Genomic DNA, 15,528 nt, shown 5'->3' on the forward strand with positions numbered 1-15,528 from the left:
ATCGATGATCGAATCCACAGGACGTCGGGGCACCGATGCCGGGTTGGAGCACGAGCATTCGCGCAAGGGCTTCTTCACCGACACCTCGATCTGTATCGGATGCAAGGCCTGCGAGGTGGCGTGCAAGGAGTGGAACCGCAACCCCGCCGACGGGGATCTGGAACTGCTCGGGTCGTCCTTCGACAACACCGGGGAGCTGGGTGCGAACACGTGGCGTCACGTCGCATTCGTCGAGCAGGAATCCGAGCGCATCGAGGAGGCCCGGGAATCGGGCCGACGCCTCGTCAGCTTGGGCATGCCCACCGTGGGCCCTCGCTCCGGCGGCCCCCGGCCCGGTGCGCCGTCCGTTCCCGGCGGTCGGCCCGGGGAGGACCTCAGCGACGAGGACACCGCCCCACCGGACACCCCTGAGTTCCGGTGGCTGATGTCCTCGGACGTCTGCAAGCACTGCACCAACGCCGGGTGCCTGGACGTGTGCCCGACCGGAGCGCTGTACCGCACGGAGTTCGGCAGCGTCGTCGTGCAGCAGGACATCTGCAACGGGTGCGGGACCTGTGTGGGCGGGTGCCCGTTCGGCGTGATCGAGCGCCGCGACGACGGCACCATCTCCCCGCGGTCCTCCAGCGAGGAGACCGAGCAGGACGTCCCCGAGCTCGGCACCGCCCACAAGTGCACCCTCTGCCATGACCGGCTGGTCGACGGCGAGACGCCCGCCTGCGCTCAGACCTGCCCGACCACCTCGATCAAGTTCGGTGATCACGAGGACATGGTCGAGTCCGCCGAGGAGCGGGTGCAGCAGCTGCACACTCAGGGCATGACCGAAGCACGTCTCTACGGCGCCAATGCGAACGACGGTGTGGGCGGCATCGGATCGGTGTTCCTGCTGCTCGACGAGCCCGAGGTCTATGGCCTGCCGCCCGACCCCCAGGTGCCCACGAAGGCGCTGCCGCAGATGTACCGCACGGCCGGGGTCGCCGCCCTCGGGATGATCACCGCGACCGCTCTCGCATTCCTCGGAGGGCGCCGGTGACGCACGCAGCGCATTCCGAGTACGACGCGTACCGCCCCCCGGAGCCGCCACGGCGGAAGCGTCGACACGACGGGCGACCCCGTCGGCGGTCCGGATCGGCCGGCGGAGGCGACGGCTCGCGCGAGACGCCCATGGTCGAGGACATCGAGTTCAGCTCCTACTACGGGCGCTCCGTGGTCAAGGCACCGCCGTGGGAGTGGCCGATCGGGCTGTACCTCTTCGTGGGCGGCCTCGCGGGCGGCTCCGCTCTGCTCGGCGCAGGCGGGGACCTCACCGGACGGCCCCGCCTGCGACGCAATGCACGGTTGACCGCGCTCGGCGCGGTCGGCGTCGGCCTCCCGGCGCTGATCCTCGACCTAGGACGCCCGGAGCGCTTCCTGCACATGCTGCGCGTGTTCAAACCGACGTCGCCGATGAGCGTCGGCACGTGGCTGCTGACGGCATTCGGCACGTCCGCCGGGTTCGCCGTGGCCGGAGAGCTGGATCGCATGACCGGCGAGCGCCTGCAGCTGGGCCGTCTGCGACGCCTCCTGCGTGCGGCCGAGGGCGCCGGAGGCGCGACAGCGGCGGTGCTCGGCGCGCCGCTGGCGGCCTACACGGCCGTGCTGCTCGGCGACACCGCCGTCCCGACCTGGGCGGCCTCCCGCAAGGGCTTGGCCTACGTCTTCGTCTCCTCGGCGGGTATCGCCGCCGGTGGGGCCGCACTGGTGACGACCTCCACGCAGGAGTCCGGACCGGCTCGGAGCCTGGCCGTGCTCGGCGTCGTGGGGGACGTGATCGGGATGCGCAGCATGAAGAGGCAGATGCACCCGCTGGAGTCCGAACCGCTCGAGACAGGCGGCGCGGGGCGGAAGCTCCGGCTGGCCGAGGGTCTCGCGATCGCGGGCGGTCTCGGAGCGCTGCTGGGCGGACGCCATCGCGGGATCGCGGTCCTCAGCGGGCTCGCGCTCGCCGGCGCCTCGGCGCTCACCCGCTTCGGTGTGCTGGAGGCCGGTCTGGAATCAGTCAAGGATCCGCGCCGCGTCATCGAGCCGCAGCGTGAGCGGCTCGCTCAGCGCCGCGCGGCCGGTGTCACCGATGACTCGATCACCACCGGCCCTCGTCCTGCGGGCCCCGGGCCCGTGGACCCCGAGCAGACCGGGCCGGGCCCCGAACGGCCCGAGGCCACCGAGCCCGGCTCGCTGGGCACGGGAGCCCCCGAAGGACCGGAGAACAGCGGGCGCTGACCGCGGCGGCACTGCCCGTGGTGAGCACCCTGCGCGGCGGGCGCATCGCGATCCGGCCGTCGCGGCGGGGCCGGGATCAGCGCACCTCGAGCCCCGAACCCTCGACGATCTCGCCGATGACCGGATGGCCGGGCACCTCGCCGACCACCAGCAGACCGCCGGAGGTCTGCGCGTCGGCCAGCAGCAGCAGGTCGTCCTCGGTGATGCCGGGCCCGGTCCGCAGGTGGTCGCGGACCCAGTCGAGGTTCCGTCGGGTGCCGCCGGAGACATAGCCGTCCCGCAGCGCCTCGGCGGCTCCGTCGATCAGCGGCACCGCGGAGCGGTCCACGACCGCTGCGACCCCGGAGGCCCGGGTCATCTTGTGCAGATGGCCCAGCAGCCCGAAGCCCGTCACGTCGGTCGCGGCCCGGGCCCCGGCGTCCAGGGCGGCCCGGGCCGCATCCCGGTTCAGGGTGGTCATGGTCTCGATGGCGGCCGCGGAGACCTCGGCGGTGGACTTCATCCGGTTGTTCAGCAGCCCGACGCCGAGCGGTTTGGTCAGCGTCAGCGGCAGGCCGGGGCGCGCGGCGTCGTTGCGCAGCAGGCGGTCCGGGTCGGCGGTGCCGGTGACGGCCATGCCGTACTTGGGTTCCGGGTCGTCCACGGAGTGACCGCCGATCACGGGCACGCCCGCCTCCTGGGCGATCGCGAGCCCGCCGGCGAGGACCTCGCGCAGCAGCTCCAGCGGCAGCACGCCGCGCGGCCAGCCCACCAGGTTGATCGCCACCACCGGGTCCCCGCCCATCGCGTAGATGTCCGAGAGCGCGTTGGCGGCGGCGATGCGCCCCCAGTCGTAGGCGTCATCCACCACGGGGGTGAAGAAGTCCGCCGTCGACAGCACGGCGGTGCCGCCCGCGATCCGCACCGCGGCGGCGTCGTCCCCGTCGTCGAGCCCCACGATCACCTGCTCGTACTGCTGGCCGGCGAGGGCACCGACCACCTCCTCGAGCTCGCCCGGCGGGATCTTGGAGGCGCAGCCGCCGCCGTGGGCCATCGTCGTCAGGCGGACCGCGGGGATCGCCGCGCTCATCGGCGCCGGGGTGATCGGGGCATCGGAGGTCGCAGGGTCGCAGGCCGGGGAGTCGCTCATGCCCGGAGCCTACCCAGCAGGCCCGGAATGTGCAGGTGGGACGGTGGTACGTTGTCGGCGGAGGCGTACGTGTCCTGGTGGGCGCCCCGGTCTTCAAAACCGGTGAGACCGAGCATCTCGGTCTGGCGGGTTCGATTCCCGTCCGCCTCCGCCAACGCCATGCCGCCCCGAGGAGGTTCACCGTGACCCAGGATTCGGTCAGCCGCCGGGCCACGGAGGACCGTGAGGCGCCGGGAAGCCCCGCGGGTCCGCTGCCCCGGCGGTCGACGGAGGACCCTCGGCGGCGCATCCCGCGCACGGACTCCCTGCTCGCCCACCCGGAGATCGTGCGAGCGAGCGCGACCATGAGCGCTCGCGTGGTGCGCGATCTCGTCCGGGCCGCCCAGGACCGCGCCCGGGGCGGACAGATCGCTCCAGAGCAGGTGCTCGACGAGGTCCTCGCCGCGCTCGGCGACGGCGCCGCCTCCTCGCTGCGCCCGGTGCTGAACGCCACCGGGGTCATCGTGCACACCAACCTCGGCCGGGCGCCGCTGTCCGGCACTGCTCGGGAGGCCGTCCAGGACGCCGCCGGGTACACCGACGTCGAGTTCGACCTCGCCACCGGGGCACGGTCCCGTCGCGGCGCCGGGGCCCGGGCCGCCCTGCGGGCCGCCTGCCCCGAGGCCGAGGACGCGCTGGTGGTCACCAACGGCGCCGCCGCCCTGCTGCTCGCGACGACCGCCCTGGCCGGGGCCGGCGAGGTGGTGCTCAGCCGCGGGGAGATGATCGAGATCGGTGCCGGGTTCCGCCTGCCCGACCTCATCACCTCCACCGGTGCGCGACTCCACGAGGTCGGCACCACCAACCGCACCCACCTGGCGGATTACGAGAACGCCCTCGGGCCCGACACCGGCTGCGTGCTGCGAATCCACACCAGCAACTACCGCGTCATCGGCTTCACCAGCGAGGTCCCCCTCGCCGAGCTCGCCGGCCCCTGCCGCGGCGCGGGTGTCCCTCTGGTCGCCGACGTCGGCAGCGGCCTGCTCGCCCCCGAACCGCTGCTGCCCTCCGAACCCGACGCCGCCACCGCCCTGCGCGACGGCGCAGACGTCGTCCTCGCCAGCGGGGACAAGCTCCTCGGCGGGCCCCAGGCGGGCATCCTGCTGGGGAGGGCCGAGGTCATCGCACGCCTGGCCCGCCATCCGCTGGCCCGAGCGGTCCGCGCCGACAAGCTCACCCTGGCCGCCCTCGAGGCGACCCTGACCGGCCCCACCCCGCCGGTGCTCGCGGCCCTGCGCACCGACGCGGGCCGGCTGCGCGAGCGCACCGCCGCTCTCGCCGAGCGGACGGGCGGGCGGCTCATCGCCCACGACGGCCGCGTCGGCGGAGGGGGAGGGGCCGAGGTGCCGCTGCCCGGCTGGGCGATCGCCCTCGATCCCGAGCTCGCCGGGCCCCTGCGCATCGGCAGCCCCGCGGTCGTGGCGACCGTGCGGGAGGACGCCTGCCTGCTGGACCTGCGCTGCGTCCCCGAGGATCAGGACGACGTGCTGATCGCCGCCGTCGAGGGGGCGCGGGCCCAGGGCGCGACCGCGGAGCCGCCCCGATGAGGCAGGTGGTCGCGACCGCCGGACACGTCGACCACGGCAAATCCACGCTGATCCGCGCCCTGACCGGCACCGACCCGGATCGCCTGCGCGAGGAGAAGCAGCGGGGGCTGACCATCGAGCTCGGCTTCGCCGGGATGACCCTGCCCTCGGGCACGGAGGTGTCCTTCGTCGATGTCCCCGGGCACGAGCGATTCCTGGGCACCATGCTGGCCGGCCTCGGACCCGCCCCGATCGTGTGCTTCGTGATCGCCGCCGACGAGGGCTGGAGCGCCCAGTCCGGCGACCACCGCGATGCTCTGGAGGCGCTCGGCATCGACCAGGGGCTGATCGTCATCACCCGCACCGACCTCGCCCTCGGCGGAACGGACACCACCCTCGATCGGGCCCGCGCCGAGCTGGCCGGGACCGGGCTCGCCGATGCCCCCGCCGTCGCCGTCTCCGCGGTGACGGGGGACGGGATGGACCAGCTGCGGGACCGGCTCGACGAGGTCGTGCGCAGCGCTCCGGCGCCGTCGGCGACACAGCGGGTACGGCTGTGGGTGGACCGCTCCTTCCCGATCTCCGGCGCCGGCACCGTGGTCACCGGCACGCTCCCGGCCGGGACCCTCGCACAGGGGGACCGGCTCGAGCTGGCCGGAGCCCGACGCGGGGGCGTGCTCACCGTCCGCGGTCTCCAGCATCTCGGCGGGCAGACCGACCGGCTCGTCCCGGTCACACGGGCGGCGGTGAACCTGCGCGGGGTGGCCGCCGAGGACATCGGACGCGGCGATGCACTGCTCACCCCCGGGACATGGACGCGCACCGCCGTGCTGGACGTGCGCCGCATGAGCGGTGACGGCTTCGAGAGCGCCCCGGCACAGCTGATGGTCCACCTCGGCACTGCGACCGTCGCGGCCCGGGTGCGGCCGCTGGGAGCGGACCACGCACGCTTCACCCTCGACCGGCCGCTCCCGCTGACGGTCGGGGACCGCCTGGTCCTGCGCGCCACCAGCTCCCGCGCCGTGCGCGGCGGGGCCCTCGTGCTCGACCTCGACCCGCCCCGCCTCGACCGCCGCGGGGACGGCCTGCGCCGAGCCCGGACCCTCACGGCGATGTCGGCCCGGGGGGACGCCGCCGCCGAGGTGGAACGCCGCGGCGCGATGCGCGAGGACACCCTGGTCCGCGCCGGGATCGCGGTGCCCGCGCAGCTCCCGGAGACGCTGGTCCGGCACGGGCCCTGGCTGGTGGACGCCCCCGCGCTGCGGTCCTGGTCCGCACGGCTGCGTGAGCTCGTCGCCGCGGACCGTGACGCCGACGCGCTGTCCCCGGGACTGCCGCGCAAGGCGGCGGCCGACGCCCTGGAACTGCCCGACCCCGATCTGCTGGCCCCCGTCCTCGAAGCCGCCGGACTGCACCAGGTGACCGGGCGCATCCGCGCGACGGCCGACGCCGGCTCCCTGGGCCCGGCCGAGCCCGCGGTGCGTCGGCTCGAACAGCGCCTGGGCGCGCACCCCTTCGTCGCCCCGGAGGCCGACGAGCTGGTCGTGCTGGGCCTGGGTCCGCGCGAGCTCGCCGCAGCCGCCCGGCAGCGGCGACTGCTGCGTCTGCCCGGGGAGGTGATCCTGCTGCCCACGGCGCCGGCGCTGGCCATGCGCGAGCTCGCCGCGCTGCCGCAGCCGTTCACCACCAGCCAGGCCCGGCAGGCACTGGGCACCACGCGGCGCATCGCGATCCCCCTGCTGGAGCACCTCGATGCCCGCGGCTGGACCCGCCGTCCGGACCCGGGCCACCGCGAGATCGTGCGCTGAGCCCCGGCGGCCGGCGCCTCCGGGGGATCGACCGGCGGCCGACGCCTCGCGGGGGATCGACCGGCGGTCAGCGCCGCCCGACGAGCCACTCCCGGTGCGCTGCCAGGAGCGCGTTCTGTGCCGTGGAGTGGTCTCCGGCGCCGAGCAGGGATCCCGGGGAGGTCGGGGACTCCCAGAGCGCCAGCACCTCGATCCGGGACCGGTCGCGGAGCTCGGCGATCGCCACGGTGCGGGACGAGCCCGGCGGCGGCGGCAGCAGCTGATGGAGCTGCTCCCAGCGCACGGACCGCTCCGCCCCGAGGAACCCGCACCAGGTGAAGCCGTCCGCATCGATCTGCAGTCGGGAGCGCCGCGCGCCGCGCAGCACGAAGGCTCCGCCGGCGAGCGCGAGCACGGCCGGGATGAACAAAGCGAGGAAGCCGGCGGACCCCAGCACGATCGTCAGCACGATCGCGGTGATCCCCGCGCCGATGCCGATCAGCATGACCAGGGGCCCGATGACGAGGTTCACGCGCGATCCTGCGCCGCGGATCGTCCGTGGCATGTGCGCCTCCGAAGGGTGGTGAGGTGTGGTGGGGCGGTGCCGACCGGGCCGTGATGCTCCGAGGGCCGCGCCCGGCGGTTCTGCGGGATCCACCCTATGGGGAGAACTCCCCATGGGCGGGACGGCCGGATCGTCGTACGCTCGCTCTCACGTCAGGGTCAGCGGAGGACAGCACGAGGGGAGTGGTCGTGGCCGGATTCTACGGTGGTGACACCGAGCAGATGCGGCAGCACGGCGCAGCGTGCACGCAGGGGGCGCAGCGGCTCGAGGAGCTCGTCTCGAGTGCGCAGTCCGCGATCGACAGCGCGAGCTGGGAGGGCCCGGACGCCGACGCCTTCCGGGAGCGCTGGCACGGCGCCGTGAGGCAGGAGCTGCTGGCCTGCAGCGAGGACGTGCGCGAGCGGGCGCGTCAGCTCGAGCAGCACGCCGAGCAGCAGGACGAGACCTCCAGCGACGGCGGCTTCTTCGACATCGTCTCCGGTCTGCTGCCCGGCGGGCTCCTCGGCCCGTTGATGCCGCTGCCGGCGTTCCCCGGCTCACCGCTGGGCCCGGGGATGCTCGGGGTGCTGGGCAACGGGCTGGGCTCCGGGGGCTCCGGGGGAGGAGGCCCTCTCTTCTACGGCGGCGAGGGATACGGCCCGGGCAATGCCGCCTCGAACACCCGTCCCGTCGGCGGGAGCGACGCGGGCGGATCGCACTGGGACGGCCGCGAGATCGACAATGAGCGCGGCTACTTCGACGGGTACGCGAACACGCGCGCGAGTGCGGGGACCAGCACGACGACCGACGAGTTCGGGTACACCACCCGGACCGCGGGCGCCCGGGCCGGGGCCGAGATCGGATTCGACGAGCAGCTGAACCTGCCGGGCGGGATGTCCTACCAGACCGACGGCCGCCTCGGCGCGGAGGCCTACGCCGAAGCAGGGATCACGACCGGTCCCGACGGGGCGAGCATGGGCGCCTCGGCCGGCGCCGGGGCCTACGGCGACATCCACGGCACCCTGAACGGCCCCCTCGGGTCCAGCAACACGATCGGCGTGACCGGATACGCCGGGGCCGAGGCCCACGTGAACTCCTACGCGCATGTGACGCGCAACGACGAGGGCGACGTCAACGGCTTCACGTTCGGAGCCGACGCCGGAGCGTTCGCCGGGGCCAAGGCCGATGCGGACTTCTCCTCGACCTCGCCGGGCGGCTGGTTCAGCTCGTCGGGCTCCTTCGGCGTCGAGGCGGGTGCCGGCATCGGCGGCAGCTATGGGGGGACCGTCTCGACGGACGAGGTCGGACTGGCCGTCGGCGGCGACATCGCCGCCGCCGTGGGGATCGATGCGGACCTCGCCGTCTCGATCCACCCCAACGAGATCGTCAACGACATCACGCCCGGGGACTACGACCTCGACGATGCCATCGGCGACGCCCAGGGCGCCTTCGAGGGGGCCGGCGACTTCGTCGAGGACACGTGGCCCTTCTGAGTATCAGCCCTGGTTCCGCGGCCGCTTGACCGGCGGCTCGCCCAGCTCGACGTCCTCGGCGAAGATGTCCTCGCCCTCCCCGGCGGCGAGATCGAACCGCTCGATCCGGCCCAGCGCGGTGAGGTCCGCCGACGCGGCCTCGAGATGCGCGAGGGATTCCTGCGGGGCCACCAGCTTCACCTGGAGGATCGGAGTCTTCTGGGAGACCTTCGCGTCCGACTTGATGCGCCGCACCGAGATCGCGGCCTGCGCGACCGATTCCAGGAGCGCGGCGTCCTGCCCGGCCGCGGCCTCGCGCAGCGGCTCCGCGACGGGCCACGCCTGGGTGTGCACGCTGCCGCCGCGCCACCACGACCAGACCTCCTCCGTGGCGAAGACGATCACCGGGGCGAACAGACGCAGCAGCACCTCCAGGGCGATCGCCAGCGCCGCGCGGGCCGACGCGGCCCCGGCCTCGCCCGAGGGTCCGTTGCCATGGGCACGCTCCTTGACCAGCTCGATGTAGTCGTCGCAGAAGGCCCAGAAGAACGGCTCGGCCACCTCGAGGCTGCGGGCGTAGTCCATCTCGTCGAAGGCGGTCGTGGCCTGGTCGACCACGCGGGCGAGGTCCGCCAGCAGGGCGCGGTCCAGCGGATCGGTCACGGCCGACGGGTCAGCGGCCAGGCGTCCGCTCGGGTCCGTCGGGGCGGCCCCGAAGCCGAGGGCGAACTTCGAGGCGTTGAGGATCTTGATCGCCAGACGTCGGCCGATCTTCATCTGCCCCTCGTCGAAGGCGGTGTCCACGCCCTGGCGGGCACGGCCCGCCCAGTAGCGCACCCCGTCGGAGCCGTGCTGGTGCAGCAGACCGATGGGGGTGACCACATTGCCCTTGGACTTGGACATCTTCTTGCGGTCCGGATCCAGGATCCAGCCGTTGATCGAGGCGTGCTTCCACGGCAGGGCGTCCTGCTGCAGATGGGAGCGGACGACGGTGGAGAACAGCCAGGTGCGGATGATGTCGTGGCCCTGGGGGCGCAGATCCATCGGGTAGACCTTCTCGAAGAGCCCGTCGGACTCCGGGCCGGAGTTCCAGCCGCCGGCGAGCTGCGGGCTCAGCGAGGAGGTCGCCCAGGTGTCGAGGATGTCCGGGTCGGCGACGAAGCCGCCGGGCTGATTCCGCTGCGAGGCGTCGTATCCGGCGGGCACGTCGATCGTGGGGTCGATCGGCAGCGACTCGACGGGCGGGGTGAGAACGGTGTCGTAGTCGGTCTCGCCGTCGGCGTCGACCGCGTACCAGAGGGGGAAGGGCACGCCGTAGAAGCGCTGGCGCGAGATCAGCCAGTCCCCGGTCAGGCCTTCGACCCAGTTGCGGTAGCGGGACTCCATGTAGGCGGGGTGCCAGGTCAGCTCGGATCCGCGGGCGATGAGCTCATCGCGCAGACCGCCCTCGGACTGGTCACGGCCTCCGTTGGTCAGGTACCACTGGCGCGAGGTGACGAACTCCAGCGGCTTGTCGCCGTTCTCGTAGAACTTCACCGGGTGGGAGATCTTCTCCGGCTCGCCGACCAGGTCCCCGGAGGCGGTGACCATCTCCACCACGCGCTTCTGGGCGCTGAACACCGTCAGCCCCACCAGCTCGGAGTAGGCCTCCTGGCCCTCGGCGGTGGTGATCCACGGCGCCTCCGGCAGGAACCGGCCGTCGCGGCCCACCACGGAGCGGGTGGGCAGCTCGAGCTCACGCCACCAGGTCACGTCGTTCGTATCGCCGAAGGTGCAGATCATCGCGATGCCGGCGCCCTTGTCCATCTGGGCGAGAGGGTGCGCCATCACGGGCACCTCGACGCCGAACAGGGGAGAGGTCACGGTCGAGCCGAACAGCTCCTGGTAGCGCTCGTCGTCCGGATGGGCCACCAGGGCCACGCAGGCCGGCAGCAGCTCGGGGCGGGTGGTCTCGATGAACACCGTCGGATCGGAGCCCTCCGGCGCGTCCGTTCTGGTGAATCCGATGCGGTGGTAGGCGCCGTCGCGGTCGCGGTCCTCCTGCTCGGCCTGGGCCACGGCGGTGCGGTAGGTGACGTCCCACATGGTGGGGGCCTCCGCCTGGTACGCCTGACCCTTCTCGAAGTTCTCCAGGAAGGCGCGCTGGGAGGTCGCTCGGGAGCGGGCATCGATCGTCTGGTAGCTGTGGTTCCAGTCCACCGACAGGCCCAGGGTGCGGAAGACCTCCTCGAAGGACTTCTCGTCGAGGGTGGTGAGCTGCTCGCACAGCTCGATGAAGTTGCGGCGAGAGATCGGCAGCTGGTTCGCGGCCTTGGAGGACGCGTTCGAGCCGCCTTCCTGCGGGGGCGTGAAGTCCGGGTCGTACGGCAGGCTCGGGTCGCAGCGCACGCCGTAGTAGTTCTGGGCGCGACGTTCGGTGGGCAGGCCGTTGTCGTCCCAGCCCAGCGGGTAGAACACGTTCTTGCCGCGCATGCGCTGATAGCGCACGATCATGTCCGCCTGCGAGTAGCCGAACACATGGCCGATGTGCAGCGAGCCGGACGCCGTCGGCGGCGGGGTGTCGACGCTGAAGACCTGGTCACGGGTGGTGTCCGGGTCGAAGGCGTAGAGCTCCTGCTCGCTCCATACGCCGTCCCACTTCTCCTCGAGGCCCTCGAGGGAGGGACGATCGGGGATGGCAGTACCAGTGTCAGGGCGCGGTGCGGTATCGGTCATGGGGTCATTGTTCCAGGTCTGCGCCTCGGTGCAACGCAGGCGTCCGCAGCGACCGCCCTCGCGCGACGCGGCGGCATGATCGGGCCCCGAGGTTCTCGTGCCGGGCGCGGGCGAGGGCTCCGGTGCCCGACGCGGGTCACGGCACGCGGTTCGTCCACGTCTCGGTGCTGAACTTGGTCTCGACCAGCTCCCGGGCCTTCTCCAGCTCGTCCTCGGTGTAGGTCGAGTCCACGGTGTCGTAGCGGGCGCGGAAGAAGTCCAGGAACCCGTCGATGATCTGCTCGCGGGCCAGGCCGGTCTGCGAGCGCATCGGATCCACGCGCTTGTTCGCGCTGCGGGTTCCCTTGTCCGAGAGCTTCTCCTTGCCGATCCGCAGCACCTCGCCCATCTTGTCCGCGTCGATGTCGTAGCTCATCGTCACGTGGTGCAGCAGCACGCCGCCGGCGAAGCGGCGCTGGGCGGCACCGCCGATCTTGCCCTGCTCCGAGGCGATGTCGTTCAGCGGCACGTAGTGGGCCTTCACCCCGATCTCCGCGAGCGCCCCCATCACCCAATCGTCCAGATAGGCGTAGGCCTGCTCGAAGCTGAGCCCCTCGACCAGCGAGGTGGGCACCACCAGGGAATAGGTGATGCAGTTGCCCTGCTCCATGAACATGGCGCCGCCGCCGGTGATGCGCCGCACCACGCCGATGCCGTGCTTGCGCGCCCCCTCGGCGTCGATCTCGTTGCTCAGCGACTGGTAGGAGCCGATCACCACGAGAGGGGAGTCCCAGTCCCAGATCCGGAAGTGGGGACGGCGGCGACCGGCGATCACCTCGTGGGGCAGCACCTCGTCGAGCGCGACGTGCATCACCGGCGGCAGCGAGACGGCGGGGATCACGTCGAAGGTGAGGTCCTCCCAGCTGGAGGCGTGGCCGAGCGCGCGCCGGGTCGCGATCGCGACCGCCTCCGCGTCGAAGCCGATCATCTCGACGGGATCGGGCCGGGTCTCGAGCCTGGCGGTGACGGCGGCGGAGAGCTCCGCGGCCGTGGCCTCGGTGGACATTCCCTCCAGGGCGGCGTTGAGGTCCTCCAGGGCGTCGTCGGGCTCCAGGAAGAAGTCGCCGAAGACATGGGCGGTGCCGATCCGACCGTCCTCGGCACTCAGCTCCACCGAGACCAGCTTGCCGCCACGGACCTTGTACTGACCATGCATCGTCGTGCTGCTGTCGCGCTCATCCATGCCCCCATCCTCTCGCACCGGAGCGGGCGTGGGCATCAGCTGTGCCGGGCCGGACGCGGGCGGCACGGGCCCGAAGCGGCGGAGGGCGGCACCGAACAGGGCCCGGGTGGATGAGCGGGGTCAGCCGATCCCGCCGCGGGCGTAGATCTCCCGCACCAGGTCCTCGACGGCGGGTTCGGTCAGCGCGAGGTCCCGCACCGTGGTCTGGGCGCCGATCGCCGACAGCAGCGCGGGCACCGTCAGCTCCGCCCCCGAGAAGCGGATGCGGTGGCGGATCCCCTCGGCCTCCACCGCCGCCGTCTCGGCGGAGCCCGGCAGGGCGAGGGCGGCGACCGGCTCGGCGAGGTCGACGACCAGTTCCCGGGGTGCGCCCAGATGCGCACGGAAGGAGTCCAGTGCTCCGTCGTAGGCGACCGTGCCCGCATTGACGACCACGATCCGTTCGCACAGCCGCTCCACGTCGCCCATGTCGTGCGTGGTCAGGAACAGGGTGGTGCCGCGCTCGTCGCGGTCGGTGCGCAGGAAGCGCCGCAGCCCCTCCTTGGAGACCATGTCCAGCCCGATCGTCGGCTCGTCGAGCACCACCAGGTCGGGGGAGTGCAGGAGCGCGGCCGCCACCTCGCCGCGCATTCGCTGGCCGAGCGAGAGCTGGCGCACCGGGCGGCCCAGGAAGCCGCCGAGGTCCAGCCCCTCGACCAGACGATCCAGCCGCGCCTCGCGCCGGCGGTCGGTGAGCCGGTGCATCGCGGCGAGGATCGTGTAGCTCTCCCGCAGCGGCAGGTCCCACCACAGCTGGGAGCGCTGGCCGAACACGACGCCGATCTCGCGGGCGAGGTGCCGCCGCTGGGGCACCGGATCGCGGCCGAGCACGCGCAGGTCCCCGGACGTCGGCCGCAGGATGCCCGTCATCATCTTGATGGTGGTGGACTTCCCGGCTCCGTTCGCGCCGACGAAGCCGACGGACTCGCCCCGGGCGATGGTCAGCGAGACGTCGTCGACCGCGCGCACGATCTGGCGGCGGCGTCGGCGCGAGCCCGCCACCCGCGAGCGCACCACGTAGTCGCGGCGCAGCGAGCTCAGCTCGACGGCCGGCCCGATGGGCGCTGCGGACGGGGGACCGCCGCGGGGATCGGAGGCGTCGATCGAGGCATCGGGTTCGGGGGCGGTCATCCACCTGCTCCTGTGTATCGGCGGACTCCCGCGCGCCAGGCCGTGCCGGCGACGATCCAGGTCAGGAGCGCGGCAGGCAGCCCGGCCCAGCCGGCCCACGCGGGGACCAGCAGGGGACCGGGCAGGTCCAGCAGCGCGAGAGTGGGGGCGTAGGCGATCAGCGTCGCGGGGACGACGAAGGTGAAGAAGGCGCGCAGCGGCAGGGCGAACACCGCGCCCGGGGTGGTGGCGACATAGTTGCCGCCGTAGGTGAAGGCGTTGGCGAACTCTCGGCCGTCGACGAGCCAGAACTGCAGGGCCCCTGCCAGGGTGAACAGCGCACCGAGGATCAGGGCACCGGCCGGCGGGGCCAGGATCGCGAGCGCCACCGTGGCGACGGTGGGCTGGAAGCCGGCGATCCCCAGCGCGGTCACGAACATCGCCAGCCCCACGACGATCCGGCCGATGCGGCGCAGCGACAGGTCCAGGCTGGAGATCTGCAGGAGCACCGGCACGGGTCGGATCAGCAGGGACTCGAGCTTCCCGGACCTGATGGCGCTCGAGAGACCGTCGATCTCCCCGAAGAGCATGTCGGCGATCCCGAAGGCCAGCGCGCCGAGGCCGTAGACCACCGCGACCTGGGGGAGCGTCATCCCGCCCAGGGTGCTGACCTGCGAGAGGATCACCCACAGCTCGAGGAACTCGGTGCCGACGATGAGCACCTGACCGGCGAGGTCGGCCAGGAAGCTGGCGCGGAAAGTCGCCTGGGAGCGGATCCGCGAGCCGTACAGGGTCGCCACCATGCGGGCCGTCGAGACCGGACGATCCGGGTCGCGGCGGCGCGGTGGGCGCGTCGTGCGGGCGGGACGGGGCCTCGGGTCAGCCACCTTGGACCTCCACGCTGCGCACACCCGAACGCAGCATCAGCTGGGCCGCGAGGGCGAGCACCGCCAGCCACGCCCCCTGGACCAGGACCAGGGGGAGTGCCTCGAGGGGCGGGATGCGGCCGGAGAGGGTGTCGATCGGGGTCTGGATCATCGAGGGGAACGGGGTGGCGCGGGCGATGGACAGCAGCCAGTCCGGGAACCACACGATCGGGATCAGGAAACCCGAGAGCAGGTTCATCACGCCGTTGTAGACGACGGTCAGACCCCGCGTCTCCAGCAGCCAGAAGGCCGCGAGGTTGACCATCATGTCGGCCAGGAACGCCACCGTGATCGCCAGCAGGAGCGAGACGGCCCCCAGCAGGTAGGAGAGGGGATCCTTCGGCAGCGCGAGCCCCGTCACCACGGCGCCCACCAGCAGGGGAGGGATGCCGCGCCCCAGCAGCAGGAACGCGGAGCGGCCGAGCTTCTGGGCGTAGTACAGGCCGAGGAACGCGGTGGGCCGCAGCAGGTCGACGGCCACATCGCCCTGGTGGACCCGCTGGGAGACCTCGCGGGTGCCGAAGGCCTCGATCGGCGCGAGCAGGGCCTGCCCGAGCCACACGTAGGTCGCGGCCTGGGCGACGGTGTACCCGCTGAGCTCGCCGCCCGCCGTCGTGATCGCGGCGATCAGGATCGAGGCACGGATGAGCCCGAAGACGGTGTTGGTGAAGACCCCGGCGGCGGTCGCCATCCGATAGGTCGAGTACTGGCGGAAGGCCGAGGCGATCGACCAGTACGTGGGCACTCGCGCGATCCTAGCGAG

General features: G+C 72.7%; 12 protein-coding genes and 1 tRNA gene. 6 read left to right on the top strand and 7 right to left on the bottom strand.

The annotated features are described in order from the left end of the window. Positions 1 to 4: 4 nt before the first annotated feature. Positions 5 to 1,030: a 4Fe-4S dicluster domain-containing protein gene (locus JOF44_RS18135; RefSeq protein ID WP_209896195.1), complete on the top strand. Its 1,026-nt coding sequence runs from the start codon at positions 5 to 7 to the stop codon at positions 1,028 to 1,030. Between the two features lie 131 nt (positions 1,031 to 1,161). Further along, positions 1,162 to 2,256 carry an NrfD/PsrC family molybdoenzyme membrane anchor subunit gene (gene nrfD, locus JOF44_RS18140; protein ID WP_245349008.1) on the top strand — a complete coding sequence of 365 codons (1,095 nt, stop codon included), beginning with the start codon at positions 1,162 to 1,164 and terminating at the stop codon, positions 2,254 to 2,256. Positions 2,257 to 2,332: 76 nt separating this feature from the next. Here nrfD and selD read toward each other — a convergent pair whose 3' ends face one another. Continuing rightward, positions 2,333 to 3,325, bottom strand: coding sequence for a selenide, water dikinase SelD (gene selD, locus JOF44_RS18145; RefSeq protein WP_209896197.1), 993 nt, complete (start codon positions 3,323 to 3,325; stop codon positions 2,333 to 2,335). A gap of 119 nt (positions 3,326 to 3,444) precedes the next feature. On the opposite strand from selD, the gene JOF44_RS18150 reads away from it, so the two are divergent. The 3 genes from JOF44_RS18150 (at position 3,445) to selB (ending at position 6,758) form a co-directional block, all read left to right on the top strand. Continuing rightward, positions 3,445 to 3,539 (top strand) — tRNA-Sec (locus JOF44_RS18150). A gap of 97 nt (positions 3,540 to 3,636) precedes the next feature. Then, positions 3,637 to 4,971 carry an L-seryl-tRNA(Sec) selenium transferase gene (selA, locus tag JOF44_RS18155; RefSeq protein WP_209896199.1) on the top strand — a complete coding sequence of 445 codons (1,335 nt, stop codon included), beginning with the start codon at positions 3,637 to 3,639 and terminating at the stop codon, positions 4,969 to 4,971. Further along, positions 4,968 to 6,758, top strand: coding sequence for a selenocysteine-specific translation elongation factor (selB, locus tag JOF44_RS18160; RefSeq protein ID WP_209894820.1), 1,791 nt, complete (start codon positions 4,968 to 4,970; stop codon positions 6,756 to 6,758). Before selA ends, selB begins: the two co-directional genes overlap by 4 nt. Before the next feature lie 67 nt (positions 6,759 to 6,825). Here the strand turns inward: selB and JOF44_RS18165 are convergent, their stop codons facing one another. Next, positions 6,826 to 7,269 (bottom strand): hypothetical protein, encoded by a 444-nt coding sequence (locus tag JOF44_RS18165; RefSeq protein ID WP_342591836.1) that lies wholly within the window; start codon positions 7,267 to 7,269, stop codon positions 6,826 to 6,828. A gap of 221 nt (positions 7,270 to 7,490) precedes the next feature. Between JOF44_RS18165 and JOF44_RS18170 the strand changes: the two genes are divergently transcribed. Next, a complete protein-coding gene (locus JOF44_RS18170) occupies positions 7,491 to 8,774 on the top strand; it encodes a WXG100 family type VII secretion target (protein WP_209894824.1) in 1,284 nt (427 codons plus the stop codon). Between the two features lie 3 nt (positions 8,775 to 8,777). Here JOF44_RS18170 and valS read toward each other — a convergent pair whose 3' ends face one another. The 5 genes from valS to JOF44_RS18195 all read right to left on the bottom strand — a co-directional run bounded on the left by valS (position 8,778) and on the right by JOF44_RS18195 (position 15,510). Further along, positions 8,778 to 11,468 carry a valine--tRNA ligase gene (gene valS, locus JOF44_RS18175; protein ID WP_209894827.1) on the bottom strand — a complete coding sequence of 897 codons (2,691 nt, stop codon included), beginning with the start codon at positions 11,466 to 11,468 and terminating at the stop codon, positions 8,778 to 8,780. 136 nt (positions 11,469 to 11,604) lie between these two features. Further along, the gene (gene lplAB / locus JOF44_RS18180; RefSeq protein ID WP_209896201.1) at positions 11,605 to 12,663 is read right to left on the bottom strand and encodes a lipoate-protein ligase LplAB; all 1,059 of its coding nucleotides are present in this window, start codon (positions 12,661 to 12,663) and stop codon (positions 11,605 to 11,607) included. 147 nt (positions 12,664 to 12,810) lie between these two features. Further along, on the bottom strand, positions 12,811 to 13,860 hold the full coding sequence (locus JOF44_RS18185) for an ABC transporter ATP-binding protein (protein ID WP_209894829.1): 1,050 nt from the start codon (positions 13,858 to 13,860) through the stop codon (positions 12,811 to 12,813). Next, entirely contained in the window at positions 13,857 to 14,726 is an 870-nt protein-coding gene (locus JOF44_RS18190; RefSeq protein ID WP_342591837.1) for an ABC transporter permease, read from the bottom strand. Before JOF44_RS18190 ends, JOF44_RS18185 begins: the two co-directional genes overlap by 4 nt. Further along, positions 14,719 to 15,510, bottom strand: a complete 792-nt coding sequence (locus JOF44_RS18195) for an ABC transporter permease (RefSeq protein ID WP_209894831.1) — start codon at positions 15,508 to 15,510, stop codon at positions 14,719 to 14,721. The genes JOF44_RS18190 and JOF44_RS18195 overlap by 8 nt, the downstream gene beginning before the upstream one ends. Positions 15,511 to 15,528: the final 18 nt, after the last annotated feature.

The organism is Brachybacterium fresconis (assembly GCF_017876515.1).
GTDB classification, from domain to species: domain Bacteria; phylum Actinomycetota; class Actinomycetes; order Actinomycetales; family Dermabacteraceae; genus Brachybacterium; species Brachybacterium fresconis.

Bases quoted from the DNA above. Each gene is read 5' to 3' on its own strand.
- lplAB (WP_209896201.1), bottom strand. From the start codon at position 12,663: ATGCATGGTCAGTACAAGGTCCGTGGCGGCAAGCTGGTCTCGGTGGAG.
- selB (WP_209894820.1), top strand. From the start codon at position 4,968: ATGAGGCAGGTGGTCGCGACCGCCGGACACGTCGACCACGGCAAATCC.
- JOF44_RS18135 (WP_209896195.1), top strand. From the start codon at position 5: ATGATCGAATCCACAGGACGTCGGGGCACCGATGCCGGGTTGGAGCAC.
- selD (WP_209896197.1), bottom strand. From the start codon at position 3,325: ATGAGCGCGGCGATCCCCGCGGTCCGCCTGACGACGATGGCCCACGGC.
- JOF44_RS18185 (WP_209894829.1), bottom strand. From the start codon at position 13,860: ATGACCGCCCCCGAACCCGATGCCTCGATCGACGCCTCCGATCCCCGC.
- valS (WP_209894827.1), bottom strand. From the start codon at position 11,468: ATGACCGATACCGCACCGCGCCCTGACACTGGTACTGCCATCCCCGAT.
- nrfD (WP_245349008.1), top strand. From the start codon at position 1,162: ATGGTCGAGGACATCGAGTTCAGCTCCTACTACGGGCGCTCCGTGGTC.